Source organism: Lysobacter sp. OAE881 (genome assembly GCF_040546665.1).
Lineage (GTDB): Bacteria > Pseudomonadota > Gammaproteobacteria > Xanthomonadales > Xanthomonadaceae > Lysobacter_J > Lysobacter_J soli.
The window spans coordinates 1350954-1376459 of the sequence record NZ_JBEPOG010000001.1 but is presented as its reverse complement, the minus strand read 5'-3'; the positions used below and the strand labels follow the sequence as shown (position 1 = coordinate 1376459).

General features: G+C 68.1%; 21 protein-coding genes and 1 pseudogene. 8 read left to right on the top strand and 14 right to left on the bottom strand.

The genetic code is table 11. From position 1 onward, the window contains the following. Positions 1-26: 26 nt before the first annotated feature. A complete protein-coding gene (pyrG, locus tag ABIE51_RS06435; RefSeq protein WP_192630107.1) occupies positions 27-1691 on the bottom strand; it encodes a CTP synthase in 1665 nt (554 codons plus the stop codon). Positions 1692-1892: 201 nt separating this feature from the next. Then, positions 1893-2126, bottom strand: a complete 234-nt coding sequence (locus ABIE51_RS06430; protein WP_192630106.1) for a hypothetical protein — start codon at positions 2124-2126, stop codon at positions 1893-1895. Between the two features lie 294 nt (positions 2127-2420). On the opposite strand from ABIE51_RS06430, the gene parE reads away from it, so the two are divergent. Both parE and ABIE51_RS06420 read left to right on the top strand, forming a co-directional pair. Then, entirely contained in the window at positions 2421-4328 is a 1908-nt protein-coding gene (gene parE, locus ABIE51_RS06425; RefSeq protein WP_115840923.1) for a DNA topoisomerase IV subunit B, read from the top strand. 187 nt (positions 4329-4515) lie between these two features. Further along, positions 4516-6036, top strand: a complete 1521-nt coding sequence (locus ABIE51_RS06420; RefSeq protein ID WP_192630105.1) for an outer membrane protein assembly factor BamB family protein — start codon at positions 4516-4518, stop codon at positions 6034-6036. A gap of 119 nt (positions 6037-6155) precedes the next feature. On the opposite strand, the gene hutG is transcribed toward ABIE51_RS06420, so the two are convergent. The 5 genes and pseudogenes from hutG to ABIE51_RS06395 all read right to left on the bottom strand — a co-directional run bounded on the left by hutG (position 6156) and on the right by ABIE51_RS06395 (position 11643). Beyond that, on the bottom strand, positions 6156-6959 hold the full coding sequence (gene hutG / locus ABIE51_RS06415; protein WP_354504824.1) for an N-formylglutamate deformylase: 804 nt from the start codon (positions 6957-6959) through the stop codon (positions 6156-6158). 14 nt (positions 6960-6973) lie between these two features. Continuing rightward, entirely contained in the window at positions 6974-8320 is a 1347-nt protein-coding gene (gorA, locus tag ABIE51_RS06410) for a glutathione-disulfide reductase (RefSeq protein WP_192630103.1), read from the bottom strand. Between the two features lie 67 nt (positions 8321-8387). Beyond that, positions 8388-9651: pseudogene (locus tag ABIE51_RS06405) on the bottom strand (NAD(P)/FAD-dependent oxidoreductase). Between the two features lie 4 nt (positions 9652-9655). Further along, a complete protein-coding gene (locus tag ABIE51_RS06400; protein ID WP_502913259.1) occupies positions 9656-10966 on the bottom strand; it encodes a DUF418 domain-containing protein in 1311 nt (436 codons plus the stop codon). Positions 10967-11163: 197 nt separating this feature from the next. Continuing rightward, complete coding sequence (locus ABIE51_RS06395) at positions 11164-11643, bottom strand: FKBP-type peptidyl-prolyl cis-trans isomerase (RefSeq protein ID WP_115840927.1); 480 nt, start codon at positions 11641-11643, stop codon at positions 11164-11166. A 182-nt stretch (positions 11644-11825) separates the two neighbouring features. Between ABIE51_RS06395 and ABIE51_RS06390 the strand changes: the two genes are divergently transcribed. Continuing rightward, on the top strand, positions 11826-12293 hold the full coding sequence (locus ABIE51_RS06390) for a C40 family peptidase (protein ID WP_192631619.1): 468 nt from the start codon (positions 11826-11828) through the stop codon (positions 12291-12293). Between the two features lie 135 nt (positions 12294-12428). Continuing rightward, positions 12429-13109: a C40 family peptidase gene (locus tag ABIE51_RS06385; protein WP_192630100.1), complete on the top strand. Its 681-nt coding sequence runs from the start codon at positions 12429-12431 to the stop codon at positions 13107-13109. A 210-nt stretch (positions 13110-13319) separates the two neighbouring features. Here ABIE51_RS06385 and ABIE51_RS06380 read toward each other — a convergent pair whose 3' ends face one another. Both ABIE51_RS06380 and ABIE51_RS06375 read right to left on the bottom strand, forming a co-directional pair. Then, entirely contained in the window at positions 13320-13817 is a 498-nt protein-coding gene (locus ABIE51_RS06380; RefSeq protein WP_157029622.1) for an acyl-CoA thioesterase, read from the bottom strand. Next, a complete protein-coding gene (locus ABIE51_RS06375; RefSeq protein ID WP_354503674.1) occupies positions 13814-14440 on the bottom strand; it encodes an NADPH-dependent FMN reductase in 627 nt (208 codons plus the stop codon). The genes ABIE51_RS06380 and ABIE51_RS06375 overlap by 4 nt, the downstream gene beginning before the upstream one ends. Before the next feature lie 118 nt (positions 14441-14558). Between ABIE51_RS06375 and ABIE51_RS06370 the strand changes: the two genes are divergently transcribed. The 3 genes from ABIE51_RS06370 to ABIE51_RS06360 all read left to right on the top strand — a co-directional run bounded on the left by ABIE51_RS06370 (position 14559) and on the right by ABIE51_RS06360 (position 16427). After that, positions 14559-14984, top strand: coding sequence for a hypothetical protein (locus ABIE51_RS06370; RefSeq protein WP_115840931.1), 426 nt, complete (start codon positions 14559-14561; stop codon positions 14982-14984). Positions 14985-15063: 79 nt separating this feature from the next. Next, positions 15064-15939, top strand: a complete 876-nt coding sequence (gene bla, locus ABIE51_RS06365; protein WP_192630099.1) for a subclass B3 metallo-beta-lactamase — start codon at positions 15064-15066, stop codon at positions 15937-15939. Continuing rightward, positions 15939-16427, top strand: coding sequence for an NUDIX hydrolase (locus ABIE51_RS06360; protein ID WP_192630098.1), 489 nt, complete (start codon positions 15939-15941; stop codon positions 16425-16427). Before bla ends, ABIE51_RS06360 begins: the two co-directional genes overlap by 1 nt. 114 nt (positions 16428-16541) lie before the next feature. On the opposite strand, the gene ABIE51_RS06355 is transcribed toward ABIE51_RS06360, so the two are convergent. Together ABIE51_RS06355 and ABIE51_RS06350 are read right to left on the bottom strand one after the other, a co-directional pair. Then, entirely contained in the window at positions 16542-16958 is a 417-nt protein-coding gene (locus tag ABIE51_RS06355; RefSeq protein WP_192630097.1) for a GNAT family N-acetyltransferase, read from the bottom strand. Next, entirely contained in the window at positions 16958-18256 is a 1299-nt protein-coding gene (locus tag ABIE51_RS06350) for a dicarboxylate/amino acid:cation symporter (protein WP_192630096.1), read from the bottom strand. Before ABIE51_RS06350 ends, ABIE51_RS06355 begins: the two co-directional genes overlap by 1 nt. Before the next feature lie 141 nt (positions 18257-18397). Here ABIE51_RS06350 and ABIE51_RS06345 point away from each other — a divergent pair, with 141 nt between their 5' ends. Next, on the top strand, positions 18398-20137 hold the full coding sequence (locus ABIE51_RS06345) for an alkaline phosphatase (RefSeq protein WP_192630095.1): 1740 nt from the start codon (positions 18398-18400) through the stop codon (positions 20135-20137). Positions 20138-20523: 386 nt separating this feature from the next. Here ABIE51_RS06345 and ABIE51_RS06340 read toward each other — a convergent pair whose 3' ends face one another. From ABIE51_RS06340 to ABIE51_RS06330, 3 genes are all read right to left on the bottom strand, one after another. Then, positions 20524-21693 (bottom strand): COG3904 family protein, encoded by a 1170-nt coding sequence (locus tag ABIE51_RS06340; protein ID WP_192630094.1) that lies wholly within the window; start codon positions 21691-21693, stop codon positions 20524-20526. A gap of 144 nt (positions 21694-21837) precedes the next feature. Beyond that, the gene (locus ABIE51_RS06335; protein WP_192630093.1) at positions 21838-23601 is read right to left on the bottom strand and encodes a DUF885 domain-containing protein; all 1764 of its coding nucleotides are present in this window, start codon (positions 23599-23601) and stop codon (positions 21838-21840) included. A gap of 83 nt (positions 23602-23684) precedes the next feature. Further along, the gene (locus ABIE51_RS06330) at positions 23685-25349 is read right to left on the bottom strand and encodes a PQQ-dependent sugar dehydrogenase (protein ID WP_192630092.1); all 1665 of its coding nucleotides are present in this window, start codon (positions 25347-25349) and stop codon (positions 23685-23687) included. Positions 25350-25506: the final 157 nt, after the last annotated feature.

The window sequence follows — 25506 nt, the reverse complement described above, 5'->3', positions numbered from 1 at the left end:
CCCCTTGAAGGGGAGGGAGAACAGCGTCAGGCCGTCGCTTCCTTCAGCAACCGACCACCCGCCTGCGCCTTGCGCTCGCGCGCGGCGCGGATGAAACCGACGAACAACGGATGGCCGTCGCGCGGGGTCGACAGGAACTCCGGGTGCGCCTGGCAGGCCAGGAACCACGGATGCGCATCGCGCGGCAGCTCCACCATCTCCACCAGCAGGTCGTCCATCGACTTGGCGCTGATGGTCAGGCCGGCGTCTTCCAGCTGCGTGCGGTAGCGGTTGTTGAATTCGTAGCGATGGCGATGGCGCTCGGCGACGACGTCCTTGCCGTACATCTCGCGCGACAGCGTGCCCGGCTTCAGGCGCTGCTCCTGCAGGCCCAGGCGCATCGTGCCGCCCAGGTCGCTTTCCTCGCTGCGGCGTTCGATCTCGCCCGAGGACGTGCGCCATTCGGTGATCAGGCCGATCACCGGATGCGGGCTGGCCTTGTCGTTCTCGGTGCTGTTGGCGCCCGACAGGCCCGCGACGTGGCGCGCGTAATCGACCACCGCCGCCTGCATGCCGTAGCAGATGCCGAAGTACGGAAGGCCGGTCTCGCGCGCGAACTTCGCGGTGAGCACCTTGCCCTCGAAGCCGCGATCGCCGAAGCCGCCCGGCACCAGGATGCCGTCGACGTCGTTCAGCGCGTCCACACCCTGCTGTTCGATGTCGGACGACTCCAGCCACTTCAGCTTCACGCGCGTGCGCTGGCGCAGGCCGCCGTGCTTGAGCGCCTCGGCGACGGACTTGTAGGCGTCCTGGTGGTCGACGTACTTGCCGACGACCGCGATGGTCACGTTGTCGACCGGATGCTCGCTGGCATCGACGACCTCGTCCCATTCCGACAGGTCGGCCGGACCGGCGGTGATGCGCAGGCGGTCGAGCACGATCGCGTCCAGGCCTTCTTCCTGGAAGCGGCGCGGCATCTTGTAGATGTTGTCCAGATCGACGGCCGAAATGACCGCACGCTCGGGGACGTTGGTGAACAGCGCGATCTTGCGGCGCTCGCTGTCGGGCAGCGGCTGCTCGCTGCGGCACAGCAGGATGTCGGGCTGGATACCGATCGAGCGCAGTTCCTTGACCGAGTGCTGCGTCGGCTTGGTCTTCAGTTCGCCGGCCGCGGCGATCCACGGCACCAGGGTGAGGTGCATGAAGATGGCCCCCTCCGGACCGCGCTCGGAGCGGATCTGGCGGATGGCCTCCAGGAACGGCAGCGACTCGATGTCGCCCACCGTGCCGCCGATCTCGACCAGGCCCACGTCGAAGCCGTCGGTGGCCTCCACGATGCAGCGCTTGATCTCGTCGGTGATGTGCGGGATCACCTGCACCGTGCCGCCGAGGTAATCGCCGCGGCGTTCCTTGCGGATCACGTTGTCGTAGATCCGGCCGGTGGTGATGGAATTCTTGCGGGACAGGCGCGTGCGCAGGTAGCGCTCGTAATGGCCCAGATCCAGGTCGGTCTCGGCGCCGTCGTCGGTGACGTACACCTCGCCGTGCTGGAACGGGCTCATGGTGCCGGGGTCGACGTTGATATAGGGGTCGAGCTTCATCATCGTCACGCGCAGGCCGCGCGCTTCGAGGACGGCCGCCAGCGAGGCTGCTGCAATGCCCTTGCCAAGCGAGGACACCACGCCGCCGGTGACGAAAATCAGGGGAGTCATGGTTTTACTGCCGCTGGAAAGCCGTAGTTTACCGGCTCGGCCGGTTGAGGGCGAGCCGAGTCGCGTTCATGGGGGCGCATCGATGCGTTCCGCGGCGCCGGCTTGGCACCTGCGCCCCACAATCGCGCCGCTTCACGCCGGAAACGAAAACGCCCCGCGGCTGCGGGGCGTCGGAATCGCGGACCGCGGCGGCGGCGAGGCTCAGCGCTCGTCCTCTTCCTCCGGCTCGCGGGTCGGGTCGGCCTTGTCCTTCTTGCCGGTCTTGCCGGTGTCGGCCTTCGGCGCGTCGGCCTTCGGGCCGGCCTTGTCGCGCGACGGCTGCGACTGCGCGTTCTTCGCCGCGTCGGCCTGCGGCGCGGGCTGCTGCTGGGCGAAGGCGGGCGTCGCCAGCGTAGCGGCGATCACGGCGGGAAGGACGAGCTTGCGGATGTTCATCGGATACGACCTCCAGTGGAGAGAACACGCCCTGAAGCGGGCGGCGCTGCGGGCGGGCCGCGACGCTGGCGGCACCCTACCCTCGCGGCGCCAAGCCTGCACTGAACGGGGCGCCTGGGCCGATGTGGGGCGGTCGCCGGCCCGACACAAGGGTCGCGGGCGCGTCTCAACCTGGGTGACAGGTGGCCCCGATGCTTCCCGACCGGACCGACATCACCCGCGTGTTGTATTTCCGGCCCGGGCCACCGACCATCCCCGCTCCGCCTCGTACGTCCTCGAAGAAGTCGTCGAAGAATGAGTTCCCGTTACAACGCCGCAGACATCGAAGTCCTTTCCGGCCTTGACCCCGTCAAGCGCCGCCCCGGCATGTACACCGACACCGCGCGCCCGAACCACCTGGCGCAGGAAGTCATCGACAACGCCGTCGACGAGGCCCTCGCCGGCCACGCGCGCACCATCGAGGTGACGCTGCACAACGACGGCAGTTGCTCGGTGTCCGACGACGGCCGCGGCATGCCGGTGGACATCCACCCAGAAGAGAAGATCCCCGGCGTCGAACTGATCCTCACGCGCCTGCACGCGGGCGGCAAGTTCAGCAACAAGAACTACACCTTCTCCGGCGGCCTGCACGGCGTGGGCGTCAGCGTGGTCAACGCGCTGTCCAGGCACGTCGAGGTCAGGATCAAGCGCGACGGCAACGAATACCGCATGACCTTCAAGGACGGCGACCGCGCGACGCCGCTGGAAGTCGTCGGCACCGTCGGCAAGAAGAACACCGGCACGCGCGTGCATTTCTGGCCCGACGCGAAGTACTTCGACACGCCCAAGTTCAACGTGCGCGCCCTGCGGCACCTGCTGCGCGCCAAGGCCGTGCTGTGCCCGGGCCTGACGGTGAAGCTGTTCGACGAAGCGACCGACGAGCGCAACGAGTGGTACTACGAGGACGGCCTGCGCGATTACCTGCGCGGCGAACTTGCCGAGCGTGAGCTGCTGCCGCCGGAGCTGTTCGTCGGCAAGCTCACCAAGGACACCGAGACCGCCGACTGGGCCGTCGCGTGGGTCGTGGAAGGCGAGCTGGTGCAGGAAAGCTACGTCAACCTGATCCCGACCGCGCAGCACGGCACGCACGTCAACGGCCTGCGCACCGGCTTCACCGACGCGCTGCGCGAGTTCTGCGACTTCCGCAATCTGTTGCCGCGCGGCGTGAAGCTCGCGCCGGAAGACGTGTGGGACCGCGTTGCCTTCGTGCTCAGCATCAAGATGACCGACCCGCAGTTCAGCGGTCAGACCAAGGAACGCCTGTCGTCGCGCCAGGCCGCGGCCTTCGTGGAAGGCGCCGCGCACGATGCGTTCTCGCTGTGGCTCAACCAGCACGTCGAACTGGGCGAGAAGATCGCGCAGCTGGCGATCGAACGCGCCGCCGCGCGCCTGAAGACCGAGAAGCAGGTCGTCCGCAAGAAGGTCACGCAGGGTCCTGCGCTGCCGGGCAAGCTGGCCGACTGCTCGAGCCAGGACCTGTCGCGCACGGAACTGTTCCTCGTCGAAGGCGACTCCGCCGGCGGCAGCGCGCGCCAGGCCCGCGACAAGGATTTCCAGGCGATCCTGCCCCTGCGCGGCAAGATCCTGAACACCTGGGAAGTCGCGTCTGGCAGCGTCCTCGCTTCGCAGGAAGTGCACGACCTCGCCGTCGCCATCGGTTGCGATCCGGGCAAGGACGACCTGTCGGGCCTGCGCTACGGCAAGGTGGTGATTCTCGCCGACGCCGACTCCGACGGCCTCCACATCGCGACGCTGCTCAGCGCGCTGTTCCTCAAGCATTTCCCGTCGCTGGTCGCGGCCGGCCACGTGTTCGTCGCGATGCCGCCGCTGTTCCGCGTCGACGTGGGCAAGCAGGTGTTCTACGCGCTGGACGAAGAGGAAAAGCGCATCCTGCTGGAGAAGATCGAACGCGAGAAGGGCGATCGCAAGAAGGGCTTCAGCGGGCAGGTCAACGTCACCCGCTTCAAGGGCCTGGGCGAGATGAACCCCTCGCAGCTGCGCGAATCGACGATCCATCCCGACACGCGCCGCCTTGTGCAGCTCACCGTCGACGACGACACGCAAACGCATTCGCTGATGGACATGCTGCTCGCGAAGAAGCGCGCAGGCGACCGCAAGCAGTGGCTGGAAACCAAGGGCGACCTGGCGACGCTCGAAGTCTGAGGTAGCTACGAACGGGGCTGGGGAGCCCCACCCGGATCCTGCGTCGACCGGATCCTCAAGCGACATCGGCGTCCGCATGAAGCGGCGCAAAGAACTCATGGAAAGACAGGGGGAGTTGTGAACTCAAGGAATTCAGGATTCGCGGCGGCAGTCGTCGTCGCGCTGTTGGCTGCCGGTTGTGGTGGGGGTGGCGGTGGTGGCGGCGGTTCGGACGGCGCCGCCGAAGGGCCCGGTAACGGCTTCAGTCGCGGCCGGCGAGCCGGTCGCGGCGGTGCTCGAAGGCACGTGGCAGGCAACCAACCTTCCTGCCAGCGGCGTGGTCTACCTAAGGGTCAACGACCCGTCGGGCACGTTCGCGAACCCCGCCGTCCAAGCCGCGCCAGGCAACGGCACCTTCCGGTACGACCTCGCCGCGAAGGATCCGGTGCTGAGCGGCGACCACACGGGCCAGATTGAAATCACCGCCTGCCGCGATGCCGCGTGCGCGCAGACGTGGGGCAATGCGGTGCGTGTCGACTTCCGGGTCGCGGTCGCGACGCTCGGCGAATGGCAAACGATAAACCGCGACGCTACCCACACCAGCTTCGTTCCCACGAACATCGATCCCACGCGCCTGCAGGTCGCGTGGGAATGGGATGCGCCGGCGGTTCCCGGGGCGGCCGAACTGTACGTTGGCCGACCCGCGACGACGCAGGGTTCGCTCATCCTGGTAGCCGGCGCAACGATGGCCGATGGTAGCCAGCGCAACACGATGATTTCGCTCAACGAGTTGGACGGCAGCCTCCGTTGGAACCGTCGCGTCGCCGATGGGATCAGGGCGGTGGCCCCAGCCAGTAACGGCGAACTGGCTTACCTGGTGACGGTCGGTAACGACACCCTGATCACCGCTCTCGACGGCAAGACAGGCAAGGTCGCGTTTACCTACGCTCAGACGACGTCGCCGACGGCCGCCATCGTCGCGCCGACCGAAGATCGCGGGCAACTGTTCTTTTTCGCCGGTCCAGACGGGAACGAACTGCACGCCATCGATGCGCGGAATGGCTCACCGCTGTGGACGCTGCCCCGATACGAGTTGCAGCTGACCACGCCGACGCTCGATGACGGCGGGCACCTTTACTTTCGTTCGGGTGCGACGATCGATGTCGTCGACCGTCGGGGAAGCGGCTACAGCGCTCCTTTCTTCGACTACGACTCGGACGGGATGTTGCTCCCCGGCACGGTCACCATGGCGTACGGGCCGCACGCGGATCTGATCGGCCACTCCTTCACGCCCGCGCGCGGCGCCCGGCTTTCCAGCTTCAATGTCATTGGCGGCGCGAAGAACTGGATCACGCAGTACTCGTACAACTCGTTCTTCGCGGTGGGCAACAGCGCCGTCTATGCCCAGCGGGCCGGACAGCTGCCGCCCACGCTGGAAGCGATGGACGAGAAGACCTCGCGGATCCTTTGGACGTGGGTCGCGCCGGGAACTGAACAGCAGACGCGTTTCATAAACAACGTGGTGGCCACGAACAACGTGGTGTTCGTCAGTACGGAGAACTCGACCTCGGGCCGAGGTTTCCTCTGGGGGATCGATGCGAAGACCGGCCAGACGTTGTGGCGCCAGGACAACGGCGGCTACGTGGTGATCTCCGGCAGTCGTACGGTGTACGTCGTGTCAGAGAACGGCTCCAACCTCGACCACATCCGCGCCATGCGGGTGCAATAACCTGCGGGTGTCGGATCGGGGCATTCGGACGCTGCCATGCCCCTTCCGCCGATTTGCCACCATCGAACCGATGGTGGCAAATCGGCATGTAACGGTGGAAGACCGCACCATTCGCGCGCCTACCCCAGCGTCGCCCGTAGCAGGTTGCGGACCACCGCCTGTAGCGTCGCCGCCTTCCCGGCGTCGTAAGCGAATCTGTCCTCGTCCATGTAATTACGCTGGCTGACTTCCAGCTGCACCGTCTCCACGCCTCGTGCGAGGTCGGCGTAATGGCGCGTGATGTAGCCGCCCTTGAAACGGCCGTTGACGACATGGTCGTAGTCGATCTGACCGTCCAGCACCGCTTCCAGGCGCTGCTGCAATGCCGGCGAACAGCTCGCGCCACCGGCCGTGCCCAAGTTGAGATCCGGCAGCCGGCCTTCGAACAGGAACGGCAGGTTGCTGCCGCGGATCGAATGGCCCTCCCACAGCACCACTCGACCGTGTTGCGCGCGCAGGCGCTCGATTTCGCCCATGAGCGCGTCGTGGTACGGACGCCAGTAACGCTCCACACGCCTCGCGACTTCGGCCTCGTCGGGCGCCTGGCCTTCGAGGTACACGGGCTCGCCGGTGAACTGCACGGCCGGACACAGGCCCGTGGTGTTCTGGCCCGGATACAGCGAGGTGTCGTCAGGCGGACGGTTCAGGTCGACGACGTAGCGCGAATGACGCGGCACGATGATCGACGCGCCCATCTCGCGCGCGAAGTCGTATAGCACCGACACGTGCCAGTCGGTATCGGGCGCACGGCGCGCGGCCGGCACCATGCGCGCTGCGAGTTCCTCGGGAATGTGGCTGCCGTCGTGCGGCAGGCTCACCAGCAGCGGCGCGGTGCCGCGATGCAGGGTGAAGATGTCGGTGTCGTGGGCGCGTTCATCGTGCAGGTCTCGTCGCGCGTTCAGCGCATCAGCACCACTTCCTCGGCGCTGGTCGGATGGATGGCGACCGTGTCGCGCAGGTCGTTCAAGGTGATGCCACGCTTCAGCGCGACGGCGAAGCCCTGGAGGATCTCGTCCGCCGCTTCGCCCAACAGATGGATTCCGATCACGCGCTTTTCGTCGCCCAGGCACACCAGCTTGAACAGGCTGCGCTGCGGGACGTCGGCAAGCGCCGAGAGCATCGGCCGGAATCCGGCGCGATACACATGCACGGCATCGCCATGGATTTCACGCGCCTCGCGCTCGGTGAGGCCCACCTGCCCGATCGGCGGATGCGAGAACACCACGGTGGGAATGTCGCGCGCATCCAGCAGCGCGGTCGCGCCGCCGTACACGCGATCCATCAGGCGCCGCGCCGCGGCGATGGCGACCGGCGTGAGCGGCGGATTCGGCGTGATGTCGCCGATCGCGAAGATGCCGTCGACATTCGTCGCATGGCGTTCGTCGACAGCGACGTGGCCGCCGACATCGGTGGCGACGCCGGCACGCTCCAGTTCAAGACGTTCGCTGTTGGGCTTGCGACCTGTGGCGAACAGCACGGCATCGAACGGATCGCTCAGCTCGCCGTCCTCGCAACGCACGCGCCTGCCCTTGTCTTCCAGCGCGGCGATCGAATGACCGAAATTCAGGCGGATGCCGGACTGCCGGTAATCCTCGCCGAGCTGCATGGCCAGTTCGTGATCGAACCCGTTGAGCAGGCGATCGCCACGCACGAACAGGTCCACGCGGCTGCCAAGCGCCTGCAGCAGGCCGGCCAGTTCGACGGCGATGTAACCGCCACCGACGATCGCGACGCGTTCGGGCGCTGCGCGCCACTGGAAGAAATCGTCCGACACGCAGCCCCATTCGGCGCCGGGGATCTCCGGCCGATGCGGCCGCCCGCCCGTCGCGATGAGGATGCGTCGGGCGCGCAGCAGCGTGCCGTTCTCGCATTCGACCGTCCGCGCATCGACGAAGCGGCCGAAGCTCGGCACCACCATGATCCCCGCCGCATCGAGCCGGCGGCGGTAACTGGCGTGGATGTTGGCGATGTAGCGCTCGCGGTGGACGATGAATTCCGGCCAGTCCAGCGTCGCCGGCGGGACGTCGAATCCGAGCGTCTGCGCGAGGCGCAGCCGGCCGGCGACATCCGCCGCGAGCCACATCGCCTTCTTCGGAACGCAGCCGACGTTCACGCACGTGCCGCCGAGCAGGTGCGGTTCCAGCATCGCGACGCGCGCGCCGTGTTCGGCCGCGCGGAATGCACCGGCGAGGCCGCCGGAGCCGCCGCCGATGACGATCAGGTCGAAGCCGGCTTCCAGGCTCATGCGCGCATGCTCATGCAGACACGGTCATCGCGACGTGCACGTCCGGGCATGTTCGTTTCGCACCCGATCACGAGAAACGCTCGATGCCGTACGGCGCGGGATCGACGTCGGGGCGACGCCCGACGACGAGATCGGCGACGAGCTGGCCGGTGGCGGCGCTCATGCTCACGCCCATCATCCCGTGGCCCGTCGCGACGATGACGCGTTCGTTGCCGGGCACGCGTCCGATGATCGGCACGTCGTCGCAGCTCATCGGACGCCAGCCGAACCATTGTTCCTGCTTCAGGGCGCCGTACGGCTCGTGCAGGTATTCGCTCGCGCCGCGTTCGAGCGCGGCGAGCCGGCGCGGGTTGAGCGTGTCGTCGTAGCCACTGAACTCCATCGTGCTGCCGAGACGGAAGCCACTTTCCCAAGAGGTCACGCAGACCTGGCGCTCACGCAGCACCAGCGGACGGCGCGGCACGCGCGACGGCGTCGAGTACGTGATGGAGTACCCCTTGCCCGGCTGGATCGCACTTTTGAGTGCCGGCGCGCCGATGGCTTCGGCGAGTTTGGGCGACCATGCGCCGAGCGCCATCACCATCTCGCGCGCGGCGATGTCGCCCTGCGCGGTCGATACACGCACGGCCGTCGCCGTCGTCGCGAAGGCCGGTGAAGGCGCAATGCTCGACGATGGTGCCGCCGCGGGCGCGCACCACGCGCGCGAGTTCGCCGACGTAGCGGTCCGGCCGCAGCACGGCGTCGCCATCGAAACGGATCGCGCCGGCGACGCCCGGCTTGAGCGCGGGCTCCATCAACTCGTACGTGCGGCCATCCACCACGTCCACGCGCACGCCCAGTTCGCGAAGGAAACCGACTTCGTCCTGGAAGTGCTCGAACTCGTGCGGATCGCGGAAGACGTAATCCTCGCCGGAATGGGCGAATTCGCAGGCGAGGTCGTAATCGCGCACCCAATCTGCGAGCCGCTCGCGCGAGTCGTTGAGGATCGCGGACTTCGCACGCGCACTGCTGCGCCAGTCGCGGTCATTGCAGCGCACGGCAAAGCGCAGCAGCCACGACCACAAGGCCGGATCGAAACGTGGCGCGACATAGAGCGGCGCGTCCGGCGTGAGCATCCAGCGCAATGCGCGCAGGACGACGCCAGGCGCGGCGAGCGGCGGTGCGTGGCTGGGCGTGATCGTGCCGCAATTGCCGTGCGAACTGCCGCCGCCGACACGGCCGGCGTCGATCACGCGGACGCTTCGTCCGCTTTCCAGAAGAGCCAGGGCGCTGGCCAGTCCGATCACCCCGGCCCCGACGATCACCACATCTTCGCGCTGTTCCATGGGCATCAGTTTAGGGGGTCAGGGCGGACGTGGCCCGCATCGGCGGGAAACGACCATACGTGCACGCCCGCCAGAGCCATTCCACCGGGCCAAAACGGAAATGCGAAAGCCACAGGCGACTGGCCGCGACCTGTATCGCGAACAGCACCACGACGCCCAGCAGTTCCCATCTACGCGGCACGCGGCCCCACAGGCCCAGGCCATAGCCATAGAACACCAGGGTGCCGACGAGCGACTGCAACAGGTAATTCGTGAGCGCCATGCGCCCTGCCGGCGCGAGCGCGCCGAGCATGCGGCCGACCCGTGTCTGCAGCGCGCGCAGCGTCCATGACAGGTAACCCAAGCTCATCAGCGGCGAGGCCAGCAGCATGAGCGACATGGCCAGCAAGGCTCGGGCGCCGTCGGTCTCCCAATCGAAGCGCGTCGCCACCAACACGCTCGCAAGCGCGAGCCCGACGCCGGCCGGCAACGCGACGAACCGCAGCACGCGATGCAGGCGAAGATGCGCCCCGGGATCGGTGATGGCGCCACTGCGCAGAAGCCAGGCGCCCATCAGGAAGATGCCCAGCGCGAAGACCTCGAACACGAGCGTCTCGTCGAGGTTGTCGATGAAGAAGCGGCCGCGCACGAGCACCGCGTCCCACCATGAGCCGCCCGAATAGGCGACGACTTCCTCGGCACGACGCGCTTCCTCGAGCGCGAGTCGCGCGGCTTCCGAAGCGGATTGGTCGGCCTGCGCCGGCTCCGGCGAGACCCACATCATCCCCGCCATCAGCAGCAGCGCCAACGCGGGCACCCCGTACAGCGCCGCGCCCCACCGGCCCTGGCGCGCCGGTTCGGCATCCCGGAACCACAGCATTACGACGGCGCCGAGCGCATAGGTGACGAGGATGTCGCCCGCCCAGATAAGCAGCGCGTGCACCAGCCCGATGAGCATCAGGCCGGCCGCGCGGCGCAGGTACAGCGTGCGGAAGTCGATGCCGGCGACACGCGCGCGCTCGTCCAGCACCGCGAAGCCCATCCCGAACAGCAGCGAGAACAGGATCCAGAACTTGCCCTGCACGAAGACGTAGACCAGCCAGGCCAGCGCGTAGTCCACCGGAGGCAGCGACGGGTCCAGCCCCTGCCCCATGTCGCGCAGCGGGCGGCTGAAATATTCCACGTTCATCAAACCGATGCCGAGCAGCGCGAATCCGCGCAGCACATCGAGCGACACCACGCGCTCGCCCGCCGCGACAGGGACCGCGGCCGACGCATGTTCGCGCGATCGCGTGCTCGATACCTGCGTGGTCACCACCGCGCCATTCCCTGCATCAGCCACCACCCCCGTTCGCCGTGGAACGATTAGAGCACGCAGCCGATCGAGGGGCCTGCGCCGCATCGGACTTCTGCGTTCGGAAAACCGCGCGACCGGCAGTCGGGGTTACCCGCGTGCGGTGGCTTGGAACGACGGCAGCGCCGGAAACAGAACGGCCCGCTTTCGCGGGCCGTCGGTATCGCAGCAACGTCGAACGTCGATCAGTGGTGGTGACCGCCGTCGCCGTGCACGTGGCCGTGCTCGATTTCTTCGGCCGACGCTTCGCGCACTTCGACGATCTCGATGGCGAAGTGCAGGTCCTTGCCGGCCATCGGGTGGTTCAGGTCGACGTCGACCACGCTCATGCCGACCTTCTGGATCGTCACGGCGCGCGGACCGAAGTTGGTCGGCAGCACGGCCTGCATGCCCGGCTCCAGGCGGGCGCCCTTGAAGTGCTTCTTCGGCACGCGCTGGGTCAGGCCTTCACGACGCTCGCCGTAGGCCTCGGCGGCGGTCACGTCGACTTCGAACTTGTCGCCGGCTTCGCGTCCGTCCATCGCCGTTTCCAGGCCCGGGATGATGTTGCCGTGGCCGATGAGGATCGCGAGCGGCTCGCGGCCTTCGGAGGTTTCCAGCGGCTCCTGGCCGACTTCGGAGACGGTGTAATGGAAACGGACGACGCGGTCTTTCTCGATCTTCATTGGACTGGAACTCGGCTGGTGGCCACGACGGCGGCGGCCCGGGTGCGGCGGCAGGCTTGCCGTCGACGACATGAACGGCCAAAGTACCGGCCGTGACGAAAGCTCGGCATTATCCCGGCAAGCTCATTCCCGCGCCAGCGCGCGGCCTTCACCTCTTTCTTCTTGGCGTACTCGTCGCCGCGATGGCCGGCTGCGGTGGCGGTCGCGAGACGGTGCGCCGAGGTGCGCCCCCGCAGCAGCGCGTGTGGCCGGTGGTGGAGCCCTCGGACCCGGTCGCGGCCAACGCGGTCCTGATGCGGGCGATCAGCCTGGTCGGCACGCCGTATCGCTACGGCGGAAACACGCCGGAAGGCGGCTTCGACTGCAGCGGGCTGGTCAATTACGTGTATCGCGACATGCTGTCGCTGAGCCTGCCCCGGACCTCCCGCGACCTCGCGGCCTTCCAGGGCCCCAAGATCGTTCCGGATCGCCTCGCGGCTGGCGATCTGGTGTTCTTCGGCCAGAGCGGTAACGTCAGCCACGTCGGTATTTACGTAGGTGAAGGACGCTTCGTCCACGCGCCCAGTACGGGGGGCACCGTGCGACTGGACCACCTCGATGGCAGCTACTGGCGGGACCACTACACCGGCGCCAAGCGGGTGCTCCGGTGAAGTCCAAGTGAAGCCCTTGGCACGATTTGTGACGCCGCCCGAATTCACTTAACGAACTTTTTACGAAATACGAACGACATTCGTCGTTCACGCAGGCATCATCCCCGGCGACTGTGTTGCCGTGAACTCTGCGTGATGCCCTATACGACCCCAGGCGCCCTTGCCGCCCCGACCTTCCGACACCGGATCAAGACCCGGTTCGCGATTGCCGCCGCGCTGGCCCTGATGGTCGTTCCGGCCTTCGCTCAGCAGATGCCTTCGTCCTCCCTGGCCGGCGATTCGGCCGACGCACCCGCCCCGGTGGCGCACCACACCCTTCCGGAAGCGATGAGCCTGTCCGACCGCGCCCTCCTGCTGGCGACGGACATGAACCGCTACCTCGTCCCCGCCGCGGCGGCGGGCGAGCCGATGACCCAGCTCCCGGCCGAGGAGCAGGGCAAGATCAAGACCGTCCTCCAGCGCGCGATGGCCCTGCTGGGCACCCCGTACCGCTGGGGCGGCAGCGACCCGAACAAGGGCTTCGACTGCTCGGGCCTGGTTGGCTACGTCTTCCGCAACGCCCTGGGCATCGAACTGCCGCGCGTCTCGCGCGAGATGGCCAAGACCGGCGAACTCATCAACGACCGCGCCAAGCTCAATGCCGGCGACCTGGTGTTCTTCGGTCGCCGCGGCCGCGTCGACCACGTCGGCATCTACGTCGGCGAAGGCCGCTTCGTCCATGCGCCCAGCCGCGGCAAGGACGTGCAGGTGTCGGAGCTCAACGGCGGCTACTGGGGCCAGAAGTTCATCGAAGCGCGCCGCGTCGAAGGGATCTGACCTTCGCAGCGCTTCAGCCGGAGGGCCGCCGAAAGGCGGCCTTTTTGTTTGGGCGCACTTGTTTGGGTGCGATCCGAGGCACCCGCGGCACCTCGATCGCGCTGCCGTCGCCGTCCATGGCGAAGTCCCGACGCTTCGGAACGTCCGGCCGGGCCATCCACGGCCCGGCGTGCGGCGGGCCACGCAGCAATGCCGCGTGGGCGGTCCGCCTTATCCCTCGTTCACCGCCGCCAGCCGCTCGACCGTCTGCTCGATGCCCTTGCTCAGCTCCATCACCTTGAGCGCGTATTCGGCCAGGCGCTTGTCGTCGTCGTTGACGGGCGTCCACGGCGGCACCGCGGTCGGCTTGCCTTCGACGGCGTCCAGCGCGACGAAGACGATGATGCAGTGCGTGCACAGCCGCTCCTGCTCGGGCCCCTCCATCGGGTCGCGCGCCTTCACGTCGACGGCGAAATGCATGCTCGTTGTGCCGGTGTGGACCAGCTTCGTATGGACCGTGACCAGATCGGAGATGCGGATCGGCGCGACGAACCGGATGCCGCCGACGGCCACCGTCACGCTGTAGGTGCCGCTCCAGCCGACCGCGGCGGCATAGCCGGCCTGGTCGATCCACTTCATCACCATGCCGCCGTGGACCTTGCCGCCGTAGTTCACGTCGGTGGGTTCGGCGAGGAACCGCAGGTTGAGTTCGCGCTGACGTCCGCTCATGCCGTCGCTCCTTTTCGATCGACCGTTGAATTCATCACGCCCGCATGCCGCACCACTGCCGCGCCGACACCGTGCACGCCGGTGCGCAGGCGGTCGTCGTTGAGGACGCCGTAATCGGTAAGCTTGTCGGCCGCCTGCCCGACCGCGACCTGCTGCGGCACCACGAGCAGGCCGAGCTTGGCCAGCGCGTCGCGCAGCACCAGCAGTGAACGCAGTCCGCCGAGCGGACCGGGCGAGGCGGACACGATGCCAGCCACCTTGTCCTGGAAGAGCGTCACGCCCGAGCGGCCGGATTCGAGCGGCCGCGAGATCCAGTCCAGCGTGTTCTTCACCAAAGCCGGCATCGAGCCGTTGTACTCGGGCGTGCTGACGAGCAGGCCGTCGTGTTCGGCCATCAGCGCCTGCAGGCGGCGCGCGTTCCCGGGCATGCCGTCGGCTTCGATGTCGCCGTCGTAGATCGGCAACGCGAAGTCGCGCAGTTCGATCAGCGTGACCTGCGCGCCGGCGGCACGCGCGCCTTCGGCCAGCACGTGGATGAGGCGGCGGTTGTACGAGCCCTGGCGCAAGCTGCCGGCGAAGGCGAGCAGACGGGGCGCTGGCACCCCGGGCGTTGGATCGGGCATTGCGGGCTCCGTGTCGGGGCGTCGTCGGGAGGGCATCGATTATGCGCGGCCTCGCGCGCTTGCGGCGGCAACGTCCGCGCGCGATGCTCGCGGCACTTGCGATGGAGGAGAACCGCCGATGGGACGCACGATACTGGGCATGCTGGTCGGCGTGGTCGTCGCGATCGCGGTGATCGCCGCAGTGGAAACACTGGGCCATCGCTTCTGGCCGCCGCCGGCGGGGCTGGATCCGACCGATCCGGCCAACGAGGCCGCCTTCGCCGCCTTCATCGCGAACATGCCCTTCGCCGCGAAGCTGCTCGTGCTCGTCGCGTGGGTGCTGGGCACGTTCATTGGCGCACTCGCCGCGGCAAAGCTTGCGCGCCACCAGACCGCCGCGGCGCTGCTCGTCGCGCTGGTGGTGCTCTCGGGCGTGGTGGGGATGATCATGAAGGTGCCGCATCCGACGTGGCTGTCGGTCGCGGGATTGCTGCTGCCGATTCCGGTGTCCCTGTTGGCCGTACGGCTGGTGTACCGGCGGGCGACGTTGCCGCGCGTGCCCTGATACCGCGCACCGCATCGGCGTGAATCGCGCGCCGTGCGTGCGCGATTACACTGTGCGCTTCCCACGCTTCGACGTCGCCATGCGCCTCCACGCCGCGCTTTGTGTCTCGCTGACCGCGCTCTCCGCCCTGCCCCTTCACGCCGCCGAACCGCTGCTCCCGCAGGCGCAGGCCTACGAATCTTCCGACGCATGGCGCCAGCCGATCGCGCCGTTCGCGCTCGCCGATCGCAGCTGGTACATCGGCACCGCGGGCCTGAGCGCCGTGCTGGTGAAGACCGACGCCGGTGCCGTGCTGATCGACGGTGGCCTGCCGCAGGCGGCGGACATGCTGCTCGCGCACATGCGCACGCTCGGCGTCGCGCCGTCCGATCTGAAGCTGATCCTCCACAGCCATGCGCACATCGACCACGCCGGGCCCATCGCCGCGATCAAGCGCGCGACCGGCGCGCGAGTGGTGACCAATGCCGAATCGGCAGTGCTGCTCGAACGCGGCGGCTTCGACGACCTGCACTTTGGCGATGGCATGGTGTTCCCGCCGGCGCATGCCGACCGCATCGTGATGGACGGCGAAGTCGTCGAGCTCGGCGGCGTCGCGTTCACCGCGCACTTCACGCCCGGGCACACGCCGGGAAGCCTGAGCTGGACCTGGACCGACGCGAAGGCCGGCAAGCCGCTGCGCATCGCCTACGTCGACAGCCTGAGCGCACCTGGCTACAAGCTCGTCGGCAATCCCCGCCAGCCGCGCATCGTCGACGATTACCGCCGCGCGTTCGCCGAAGTCCGCACGCTGCCGTGCGACCTGCTGCTGACGCCGCATCCGGATGCGTCGGGCTGGAAGCTTGGCGAATCGACCACGCCCACGACGCTCACCTGCCGCGCCTACGCCGACCGCGCCGAACGCGCGTTCGACAAGACGCTGAAGGAACAACAGGCGGCTTCGAGGGGCACGCGCTGATGCCCTACACGCCCATCGTCGCCACGCTCGGCTACGTGCTGTCGCCCGACGGCCGGCAAGTGTTGATGGTCCATCGCAATGCGCGACCGGACGACCACCAGCTCGGCAAGTACAACGGTCTGGGCGGGAAGATAGAACGCGACGAGGACGTCGTGGCCGGCATGCGGCGCGAAATCCTCGAGGAAGCCGGCATCGAGTGCGACGCGATGCAGTTGCGCGGCACGATCAGCTGGCCCGGCTTCGGCAAGCACGGCGAGGACTGGCTCGGCTTCGTGTTCGTCATCACGTCCTTCCGCGGCACGCCGCACGCGAGCAATCCCGAAGGCACGCTGGAATGGGTGCCGATCGAAAAGCTCGACGAACTGCCGATGTGGGAAGGCGACCGCAATTTCCTGCCGCTGGTGTTCGACGACGACCCGCGCGCGTTCCACGGCGTGATGCCGTATCGCAACGGGCGCATGCAGTCGTGGTCGTACTCGCGCGTGTGAGGCGCCGACACCTCGCCCTCATCCGCCTGCCGGCACCTTCTCCCGCATGCGGGAGAAGGGCTGTTGACGGCTAGCGCGCGAACTTCACGCCGCGTCGCCCGCAGTCGCGGCCGGCTAGTCGACCTGGTACTCCATGTTCACCGAAAGCGGCGTCGTTTCGACGAACCCGAACTTCGCGTAGAGATGCTTCGCGTCGCCATCGGCGGCGAGCGACACCACCGCCGACGGTGGCGCGTTCGCGCGGAGCCAGTCGTCAAGCGCGGCCATGATGCGCTTGCCGAGCCCCTGCCCCTGCAGCGCGGGCGCCACGGCGATGTCCACCACGACGAAGAAACAGCCGCCGTCGCCGATGACGCGGCCCATGCCGACGACCTCGCCGTCGAGCAGCAGGCTCACGCCGTAGAGCGTGTTCGGAAGTCCGCGCTGCGCGGCGTCGATCGTGCGCGGAGCCATGCCGGCATCCGCGCGCAGGCGGCAGTAGTCGTCCGCACCGGGGAACCGTTCGACCAGTTCCACCTGCGCGGCGTCCATCAGCCGGCTTCCCTCGTCGCACGCACCTCGGCTTTCTCGCCGGCGGCGACGCCGAGGTTGCTCGAAGCGGCTTCGTACACGTCGCGATCGAGCAGGCCCGACTCCTTCGCGACGATCACCGGCACCGCCATCTGGCCGGTGACGTTGGTCATCGTGCGCATCATGTCGAGCACGCGGTCGATGGCGACCAGGTAGCCAATGCCTTCCAGCGGCAAACCCGCCGCGGAGAGCACCAGCGTCACCATCACGATCGCCGTGCCCGGCACGCCGGCGGTGCCGAAGCTGCCCAGCACCGAGGCGATCAGGATCGTCGCGTACTGCCCCGGCTCCAGGTGCAGGCCGAAATACTGCGCGACGAACATCGACGTCAGCGCGGGATAGATCGCGCCGCAACCGTCCATCTTGATGCTCGCGCCCAGCGGCACGGCGAACGCCGCGTAGTCCTTGTCGACGCCGAGGTTATGCGTGACCGAGCGGATCGCCGCCGGCATCGCCGCGAAACTCGACGACGCCACGAATGCCACCTGCATGCCCGGTGCGGCGCCGCGGAAGAACTTAAGCGGATTCAAGCCGTGCAGCGCGATCAGGCTGCCGTAGACGAACACGATGTGGATCGCGCACGCGAGGTACAGCGCGAACACGAAGGTGCCCAGCGGCAGCAGCTTTTCGAAGCCGTACGCGCCGACCAGCGAGGCGATCAGGCCGAACGTGCCCAGCGGCGTCATTTCGAGCACGAAGCGCGTGACCTGCACCATCGTGTCGCTGGCTTCGCCCACCAGCTTGCGCAGGCCGGCGACGCGTTCGCCCAGCTTCACCAGCGCGAAGCCGACCAGCCCGGCGAACACGATCACCTGCAGGATCTTGCCTTCGCTGAGTGCCTTGAACGGATTGGTCGGGATGACGTCGAGCAGCACGTCCTTCGGCGAGGGCACCACGCGGACGGTGTAGTCGGGTGCGATGGTCAGGCCGCTCAGGCCGTGGCCGGGCTGGAGCAGCCAGCCGATCAGCAGGCCGACGCCGACCGCCAGCGCGGCGGTGATCGCGAACCAGACGAACGTCCGGCCGCCCAGTGCAGCGACGGACTTCTGCCCGTGCAGGCTGCCGATGGCGTTCATCACCGCGAAGAACACCAGCGGCACGGCGATCATCTTGATCAGCGTGACGTAGATGGTGCCCAGCGGCGCGAACCAGACTTCCGCCGAATGCCCGAAGGCCCAGCCGGCCAGCGCGCCCAACACGAAGCCCGCCAGCACGCGCTGCCAGAACGGGATCCGCAACCAGGCAGACACCAGCTTCATCCGTACCTCTTTACCGAAATTGTCGGCTTGGCACGATAGCCCACACCGAAGGGGGTGACGACCCCGCGAATGCAACGCCGGTGTCCCGTGGCTGCAATAACGCAGCCCATAATCGCGCTTTGCCTTCGACAAGCCTCCCGAATGTCCCGACCCCGCGCGACCCGCCCGAGCCACTCTCGTTTGAGCCACGCCACGCTCGCCTTCGCCACGACCCTGCTCGTCTCCGCCTGCGCCACCGGCGGCGGGAGCGTTCATGCGACCGACTCGGCAAAGCCCGCCGCATTCGAGGTCGACGTCCCGACGATCCGTCACCCGTCCGGCGAAACGCCGCAGTGGTGGTTCCGCGACGGCGCCGCGCAGGCCGCCGAACGCGGCGCGATGGGCGGCCACGCGAAGAACGTGATCCTCTTCGTCGGCGACGGCATGAGCCTGACGACGGTCGCCGCCGCGCGCATCCTCGACGGCCAGCGCAAGGGCGGCCCGGGCGAGGACAACCGGCTGAGCTGGGAGCGCTTCCCGGCCACGGCGCTGAGCAAGACCTACAACGTCGATTCGCAGACGCCCGATTCGGCCGGCACGATGAGCGCGATGGCCACGGGCGTGAAGACGCGCGCGGGCGTGCTGAGCATCGGCCAGCAGCCGATGCGCCGCGACTGCGCCGGCGCGCAGGCGGTGCCGATGCTGACGCTGTGGGAACTGGCCGCCAGCCGCGGCTTCGCCACCGGCGTGGTGACCACCACGCGCGTCACGCACGCGACGCCGGGCGCAACGTTCACCCACGTGCCCGAGCGCAACTGGGAGAACGACACGGAGCTCACCGATGAAGCACGCGCCGCCGGCTGCATCGACATCGCCCGCCAGCTGGTGGAAATGCCCTTCGGCAACGGCCCCGACGTACTGATGGGCGGCGGCCGCAAGAACTTCATGCCGGTGTCCGAGCGCGATCCGGAATACGACGACAAGGTGGGCGAACGCCTCGACGGTCGCGACCTCATCGCGCAATGGAAGCAGCGCCATCCGGACGGGACGTACGTGTGGAACGCGCAACAGCTCAGCGACGCGCCGGCCCGCGGCCCGCTGCTGGCGTTGTTCGAACCCGACCACATGCAGTTCTCCGCCGACCGCCCGCAGGACGGTGCCGGCGAGCCGACGCTCGCGGAAATGACGCGCACCGCCATCGCGCGCCTGAAGCAGAACGACAAGGGCTTCGTGCTGCTGGTCGAAGGCGGCCGCATCGACCACGCCCACCATTACGGCAACGCGTATCGCGCGCTCACCGACACCATCGCGCTGAGCGAGGCCGTGCAGGCCGCGGTCGATGCGACGAGCGCGCAGGACACGCTGATCCTGGTCACGGCCGACCATTCGCACACGCTGAGCTTCGTGGGCTATCCCAAGCGCGGCAATCCGATCCTGGACAAGGTGCGCGGCAGCAGCGGCGAGGACGACGGCATCGCCGATTACGCGCTCGACCAGCTCGGCCTGCCGTACACGACGCTCAACTACAGCAACGGACCGGGCTACGTCGGCGCGAGCGCGCAGCAGCCCGAAGGCCCGAAGCGCTTCCAGCACACCGTCAGCGGCGTGCAGATCCCGAAGAAGGGTCGCCCGGACCTGCGCAACGTCGACACGCAGGACCCGGATTACCTGCAGGAAGCGCTGGTGCCGACGGCGAGCGAATCGCACGGCGGCGACGACGTGGGCATCTGGGCGCGCGGCCCGGGCAGCGAAGCGGTGCGCGGCAGCGTCGAGCAGAACACGATCTTCCATTTCCTGTTGCAGTCGATGCCGGCGCTGCGCTCCGAACTCTGCAAGGCGGGCGATTGCGACGGGAATGGCGTGCCGGTGACGTTGCCGGAGCCGGGGAAGTTCCGGCGGTAAGGGTTTTTAAGGTAGACGTGGCGGCGAGCCGTCACGTCTACCCGGCTTTTCTGTTGCTGTTGCTGTTGCTGTTGCTGTCGATTGACCTCCCAGCGACTTAAAGCGAGCCGAGCACCGGAGCCGGAAAAGGGCGAAGAGTCGCCCGCTGTCTGAGCGGAGCGCAGCGCAGCGAGTTCGGGCGACGTCCCTTTTCCGGCGAGGAGCGCAGGGCACCGCCGCGCAGCGGCGGCTCGCGTCAGGAGCGAACGGTTTTGGTTACTTTTGCCAAGACAAAAGTGACCCGCTCGCTTGCGAGCGGAAGCTCTTGATCTTGCTTCCCAAGAGGAAGCGATCTCCCAGATGCCGCATCGGTTGCACGCGCCGTCACACCCGCGTGCGCAACGTCGTCAGCTATCACTCCGCCGCTTCTGCGGAGCCGCCTTCGACACGCTCTGCGCGCCATCGCCCTTCGGCGGCTCCAGCGTCGCCGTGTCGCGGTCGAACTCGGACAGCGGGCTCTCCGACGGACAGGTCTGGTCGGGGAAGCCGAAATCCGTGCGCAGCTTCAGGCCGCACGCGTTGAGCGCGTCGAGGTCGGTGTCCGGCGATTTGCAGCGCTTGTCGAAGGCACGAACGAACGAGTCGCGGCGGCTCACGAAATCCTCGCCGCACTTGCGCATCAGGCGCAGACGGTCGAGGTCGTCCTGCGCCGGGTTCACGCCGTCCAGCCCGTACAACTCGAGTTCTTCCGTCGTGAGCAGGCGCAGGCTGCGGTTGGGCACGGCCATCATCAGGTCGGCCACGGCGGTGGCCGCGCCGTTGCGCTCCAGGTAGTCGCGCACGCGTTCGTACACCACGCGCAGCTCGGCGTTGAGCTGCGCGCGCGTGGTGGCGGTCGAACTCATGCGGATGATGCGGTGGATGCCGACCTGCCCGGCGATCATCCGCGTGTCGCCCGCGCTCAGGATGAAAACGCACGCGCTGTGGCAGATCGCGCCCTCGCGCACCCAGATCGTCCAGCGCGATTCGGCGATGTAGTCGCCGGCCTGGATCGCATCCTCGACCTGGCCGCCGGCCGAGTCGATGTCGAGCACGCGCTTGCCGATGTCCATCGAGTCCGCGACTTCGGTGACGCGCTCGACCAGCGTGCCGAATTCCGCCGTGACCTTGCCCTTGTAACGCAGCCGCGCCACGCCGCCGGCTTCGCACGGTTCGAGCGCGGCCTTGAGGCCGTCGCGGTCGAACGTCGTCAGCACCTCGCCGTCGCCCTTCTCCACGTAGTCGAGGTCGCAGCTGATCGACGCCGCACCCGCCGTGAGTTCCAGCGGCGCCGCCCACGGCTTGTGCGGTTCGGGAGCGGGTTCGGGGCGCGCGATCTCACGGATCGACGTGCGCGCCTGGCGCGTGCCTTCCGGCTTGACCGGCGCGACCTTCACCGGCGCGGTGCTGATCGCGCCGCCGTCCTGCGGCGCGGCGACCTCCTCGATCACCAGGCCCTGCGTCGTCTCCGCTTCGGGACGCTGGCAGGCGGCGATGACAAGGCAGGACAACAGCAGGGCGACGGCACGGATCGGCATGCGGCAACGGACTCGGGAGCGGACGCGCCCCTGAACGGGGCGCGCGGAAAACGTGAAGCCACAGCTTACGGCGTGGGGCCTGACTCTGCGCACAGCGTGCGGCACCAGGCCCGGTTCACGTTTCTTTCGCCGCTCCCGGCGCGATCAGCGTGCGGCCACGGCCGCCTGTTCCTCCGCGATCCACGCTTGCACGCGCTCGCGCAGGAACGCCAGCGGCACCACGCCGTCGCCCAGCACGCGCTGGTGGAACTGCTTCAGGTCGAAGCGATCGCCCAGCGCCGCTTCGGCTTCGCGACGCAGCGCGACGATCTCCAGACCGCCGGAGTCGTACGCGGTGAGCTGGCCCGGCATCGCGGCGATGCGATCGACCATCTCGGCCGAGGTCTCCGGCGAGAACCGCCCGCTTTCGGCCATGAACTGCACCGCCTGCTCGCGCGTCCAGCCGAACATGTGGATGCCCGGATCCACCACCATGCCGCGCGCCGGCCACAGGCGGCGGCTGATCTGCGCGTACGGCGTGGTGTAGATGCCCGCCTCCTCGCTCAGCGCTTCGGAATAGCGTGCCCAGCCTTCGACATAGGCCGAATTGAACGCCAGCGCCGACAGCGGATGGCGCTTGCCGACACCGCGCGCGAGTGCGAGCTGCAGGTGATGGCCGGGCCAGGTTTCGTGCACGAGCGTGATTTCCGCCGCGCCGCGACGATCGGCGTCGGGATGATCGAGGTTGATGCGATACACGCCCGGCTTGCGGTCGTCCGGATCGGGTTCGTAATGCGAACTCACGCCGGTGTTTCGCTGTTCCGGCTTCAACGGTTCGACCACCGCCGGCTGCACGGGCATCGTGGCGAAGTACGCCGAACTCTTCTCGCGCGCCGACTCCAGCAGGCCGCGCGAGAACTGCAGCTGCTCGTCCGCCGATGCGAAGCGGTTGTCCTTCGCCTCGTCGACGCGCTTGACGATCGTCGCCAGATCCGTGGAGTCGAACATCGTTTTGCCCAGCGCCTGCACGGTCGCCAGGTTCGTCGCGACGGTGCGCTGGCCGAGGTCGTACACCGCCTTCGGCGTGCGATCGAGCGTGGTGTAGGAGCGCAGCATCGCCTGGTAGCACTGCGCGCCATCGGGCAGCGCGGACAACGCGATCGACTCGCGAGCCGCGCCCTGGTATTCGCTAGCCAGGAAATCGCGATAACGGCGCAGCGCCGGCTGGACCTGCTGCGCCACGACGCTTTCGAACTCCTTCGCGAACGCCGCGTCCTTCGACTTCTCGCCCGGCGCGAAGTACGGCGATTTGCGCGCTTCCAGATCGACCATGCCGTCGAGCTGCTTGATCACGCGCGCCACCACCGCCTTCGGCGCGGTGTAGCCGGCCTTGATGCCGGCGCGCAGGTTCGCGATCTCGTTGTCGACGTAAGCCGGCAGCGTGCGCCAGCGCGCGAGCGCCTGCGTGCGCTCGTCCGCGGTGGCGACGGGCTGGCGGTCGGCGAGATCGGTGAACGCCGTGTGCCAGCCGAACATGTGGTTCACGTTCCACTGCTCGGCGTGGCAGACGCGCAGCGCGCGGTTGGTTTCGAGCATCTCGCGCAGCTGCGCGTAGGCGAGCCGTGCGGCGGGATCCTTGTCGATCTTCGCGCGATCGACCTTCTGCAGGCGCGACCACAACGCATCCTCGCGTGCGTCGAGTCGCGCGTTGTCGGCGGCCGAATTGCGCGGCAGGTAATCGTGGCGCTTGAGCGGCAGGACTTCGTAGTACGCAGGCGTCGGGTCGTATTCGAGCGACAGCGCGACCATCTCGTCGGCGATCGCCATCACCTGCTTCGGTTCGCTGCCGCTGTCCGCCGCGAATGCCGGCGATGCCGTCATCGCCACGCCCAACACGATCGTACCGCTCCAACCCACTGCACTTCGCATGACCCGGCTCCTGCCTTGTGTGGTCGTGCGATGGTAGTAGCTAGCGGCGGCACGCGGATGTGCCGCCGGTTCGGTTCCCTCCCCTATCGACGGCCCATCAGGCTCTCGCGGATGAACTGGCGCACCAGTCGCGCCGATTCTTCCTTCGAGGCCGCGTCCTGCGACAGCGGCTGCGGCGCAGCCAGCGCCGAAGCGGAGAACGCGCCGCCCGTGCCCGGCACGGGTTCGATCACGAAGATCTCGCCGTCGAAATCGACGATGTAGACGTTGTTGGCGGTGTCGGTACCGAAAGCGACGATGTTGTTGATCGTCCCCGCCGTCGGCGTGAAGTCGGCATTGCGCAGCTGGAAGCGCGAGGACGGGATCGTCGTGCCCTGCAGGATCACGCTGGTCTGGATCGACCACAGGTTCGGCTGCACGAAATCGCCGAACAGGTACTCGCCGCGCAGCGATTCCAGCGGCCCGCGATACACCACGCCGCCGGTGACCGAACTGCCTTCGCGCGCACCGCTGCCGTGGCTGTATTCGGCGATGGGCGGCGTCAGGCCGGCGGTGGAACCACCGCGATACGGCTGCGTGCCTTCCATGATCGGCCAGCCGAAATTCAGCCCGGCTTCGTTGGGGCGCGCGAGGTCGATCTCTTCCACCGCGCCCTGCCCCACATCGCCGATGTAGAGATTGCCCGTGAGCGGATCGAAGCTGTTGCGGAACGGATTGCGCAGGCCGAACGCCCAGACTTCCGGCGCGTTGGGCGAGGTGAACGGATTGCCGGCGGGAATCGCGTAATCCCGGTCGGGATCGCTGGGGAACCCGTCGCTCGACGGATCGATGCGCAGGATCTTGCCCAGCAGCGTCGCGCGGTTCTGCCCGTTGTTGTCCGGATCGCCGGTGCCGCCGCCATCGCCGACGGCGACGTACAGCATTCCGTCCGGACCGAAGCCGATCCAGCCGCCGTTGTGGTTGTTGCGCGGATGCGCGATGCGCAGGATCGCGTCCCCGCTGGCCGGGTCGGCCTGGTCGCGGTTGTTCGCCAGCGTCTGGTAACGACGCAGTTCGATCGTGCCGTCGGGCACGGTGAGATACACGTAGAAGCGGCCGCTGGTCGCGAAATCCGGCGCGGTCGCGAAACCGAGCAGGCCGCGCTCGCCATCGGTGGACACCTGCCCGGTCACATCGAGGAATGGGGTCGCCGCGATCGCCCCGTTGGACGGCGACAGCAGCCGGATGCGTCCGGCGCGCTCGACCACGAACACACGACCGGTGGCATCGGGCACCGGCGCGAGGAAGATCGGGAAATTCATTCCGCTCACGACGCGACGCACCCGCAGCGGCGCGCCGGTGACGTCGGTGACGGTGACCGACAGCGGCAGCGTGGCGGTCTGCGTGCCATCGCTGGCGGTGATCGACACCAGGTACACGTTGTCGGCGTTGGCGTCGGTCGGTGCCTCGAAATCCGGCGGCGTGATGAACTGCAGCGCCCCGGCGGCGCTGAGCAGGAAGCGCGCCTGGTCGGCGCCGCCGGACAGCGTGAAGGACACCGGCTTGCCTTCGGGGTCGGTGGCGGTGGCGGTGTAGAACACGCCTGCGGTGCCTTCCGGCACCGTCGCCGCAGGCGCCGAGGTGAAGCTCGGCGGCCGGTCGACCGGCGCGCCGGGAATCTGGGTGTTGTTGTCGCCGCCCCCACCGCCGCCGCAGGCCGCCAACATCGCGGCCACCATGACGATCACTGCCAGTCGTGCCTGCTGCATGCGCTCGCTCCCGGGCCTTGAGCGGCGCGCCGGTGCGGCGCGCCTGCGGGCGGCCGCCAGCGTGTCAGAGGCCGCCGTGGCGATCCGTGAAGGCCGGCTCGCTTCACGTCGCGCGCATCGGCGCGGCGGCTCCGTCCGTCGGCGCCACCGCGGCGCC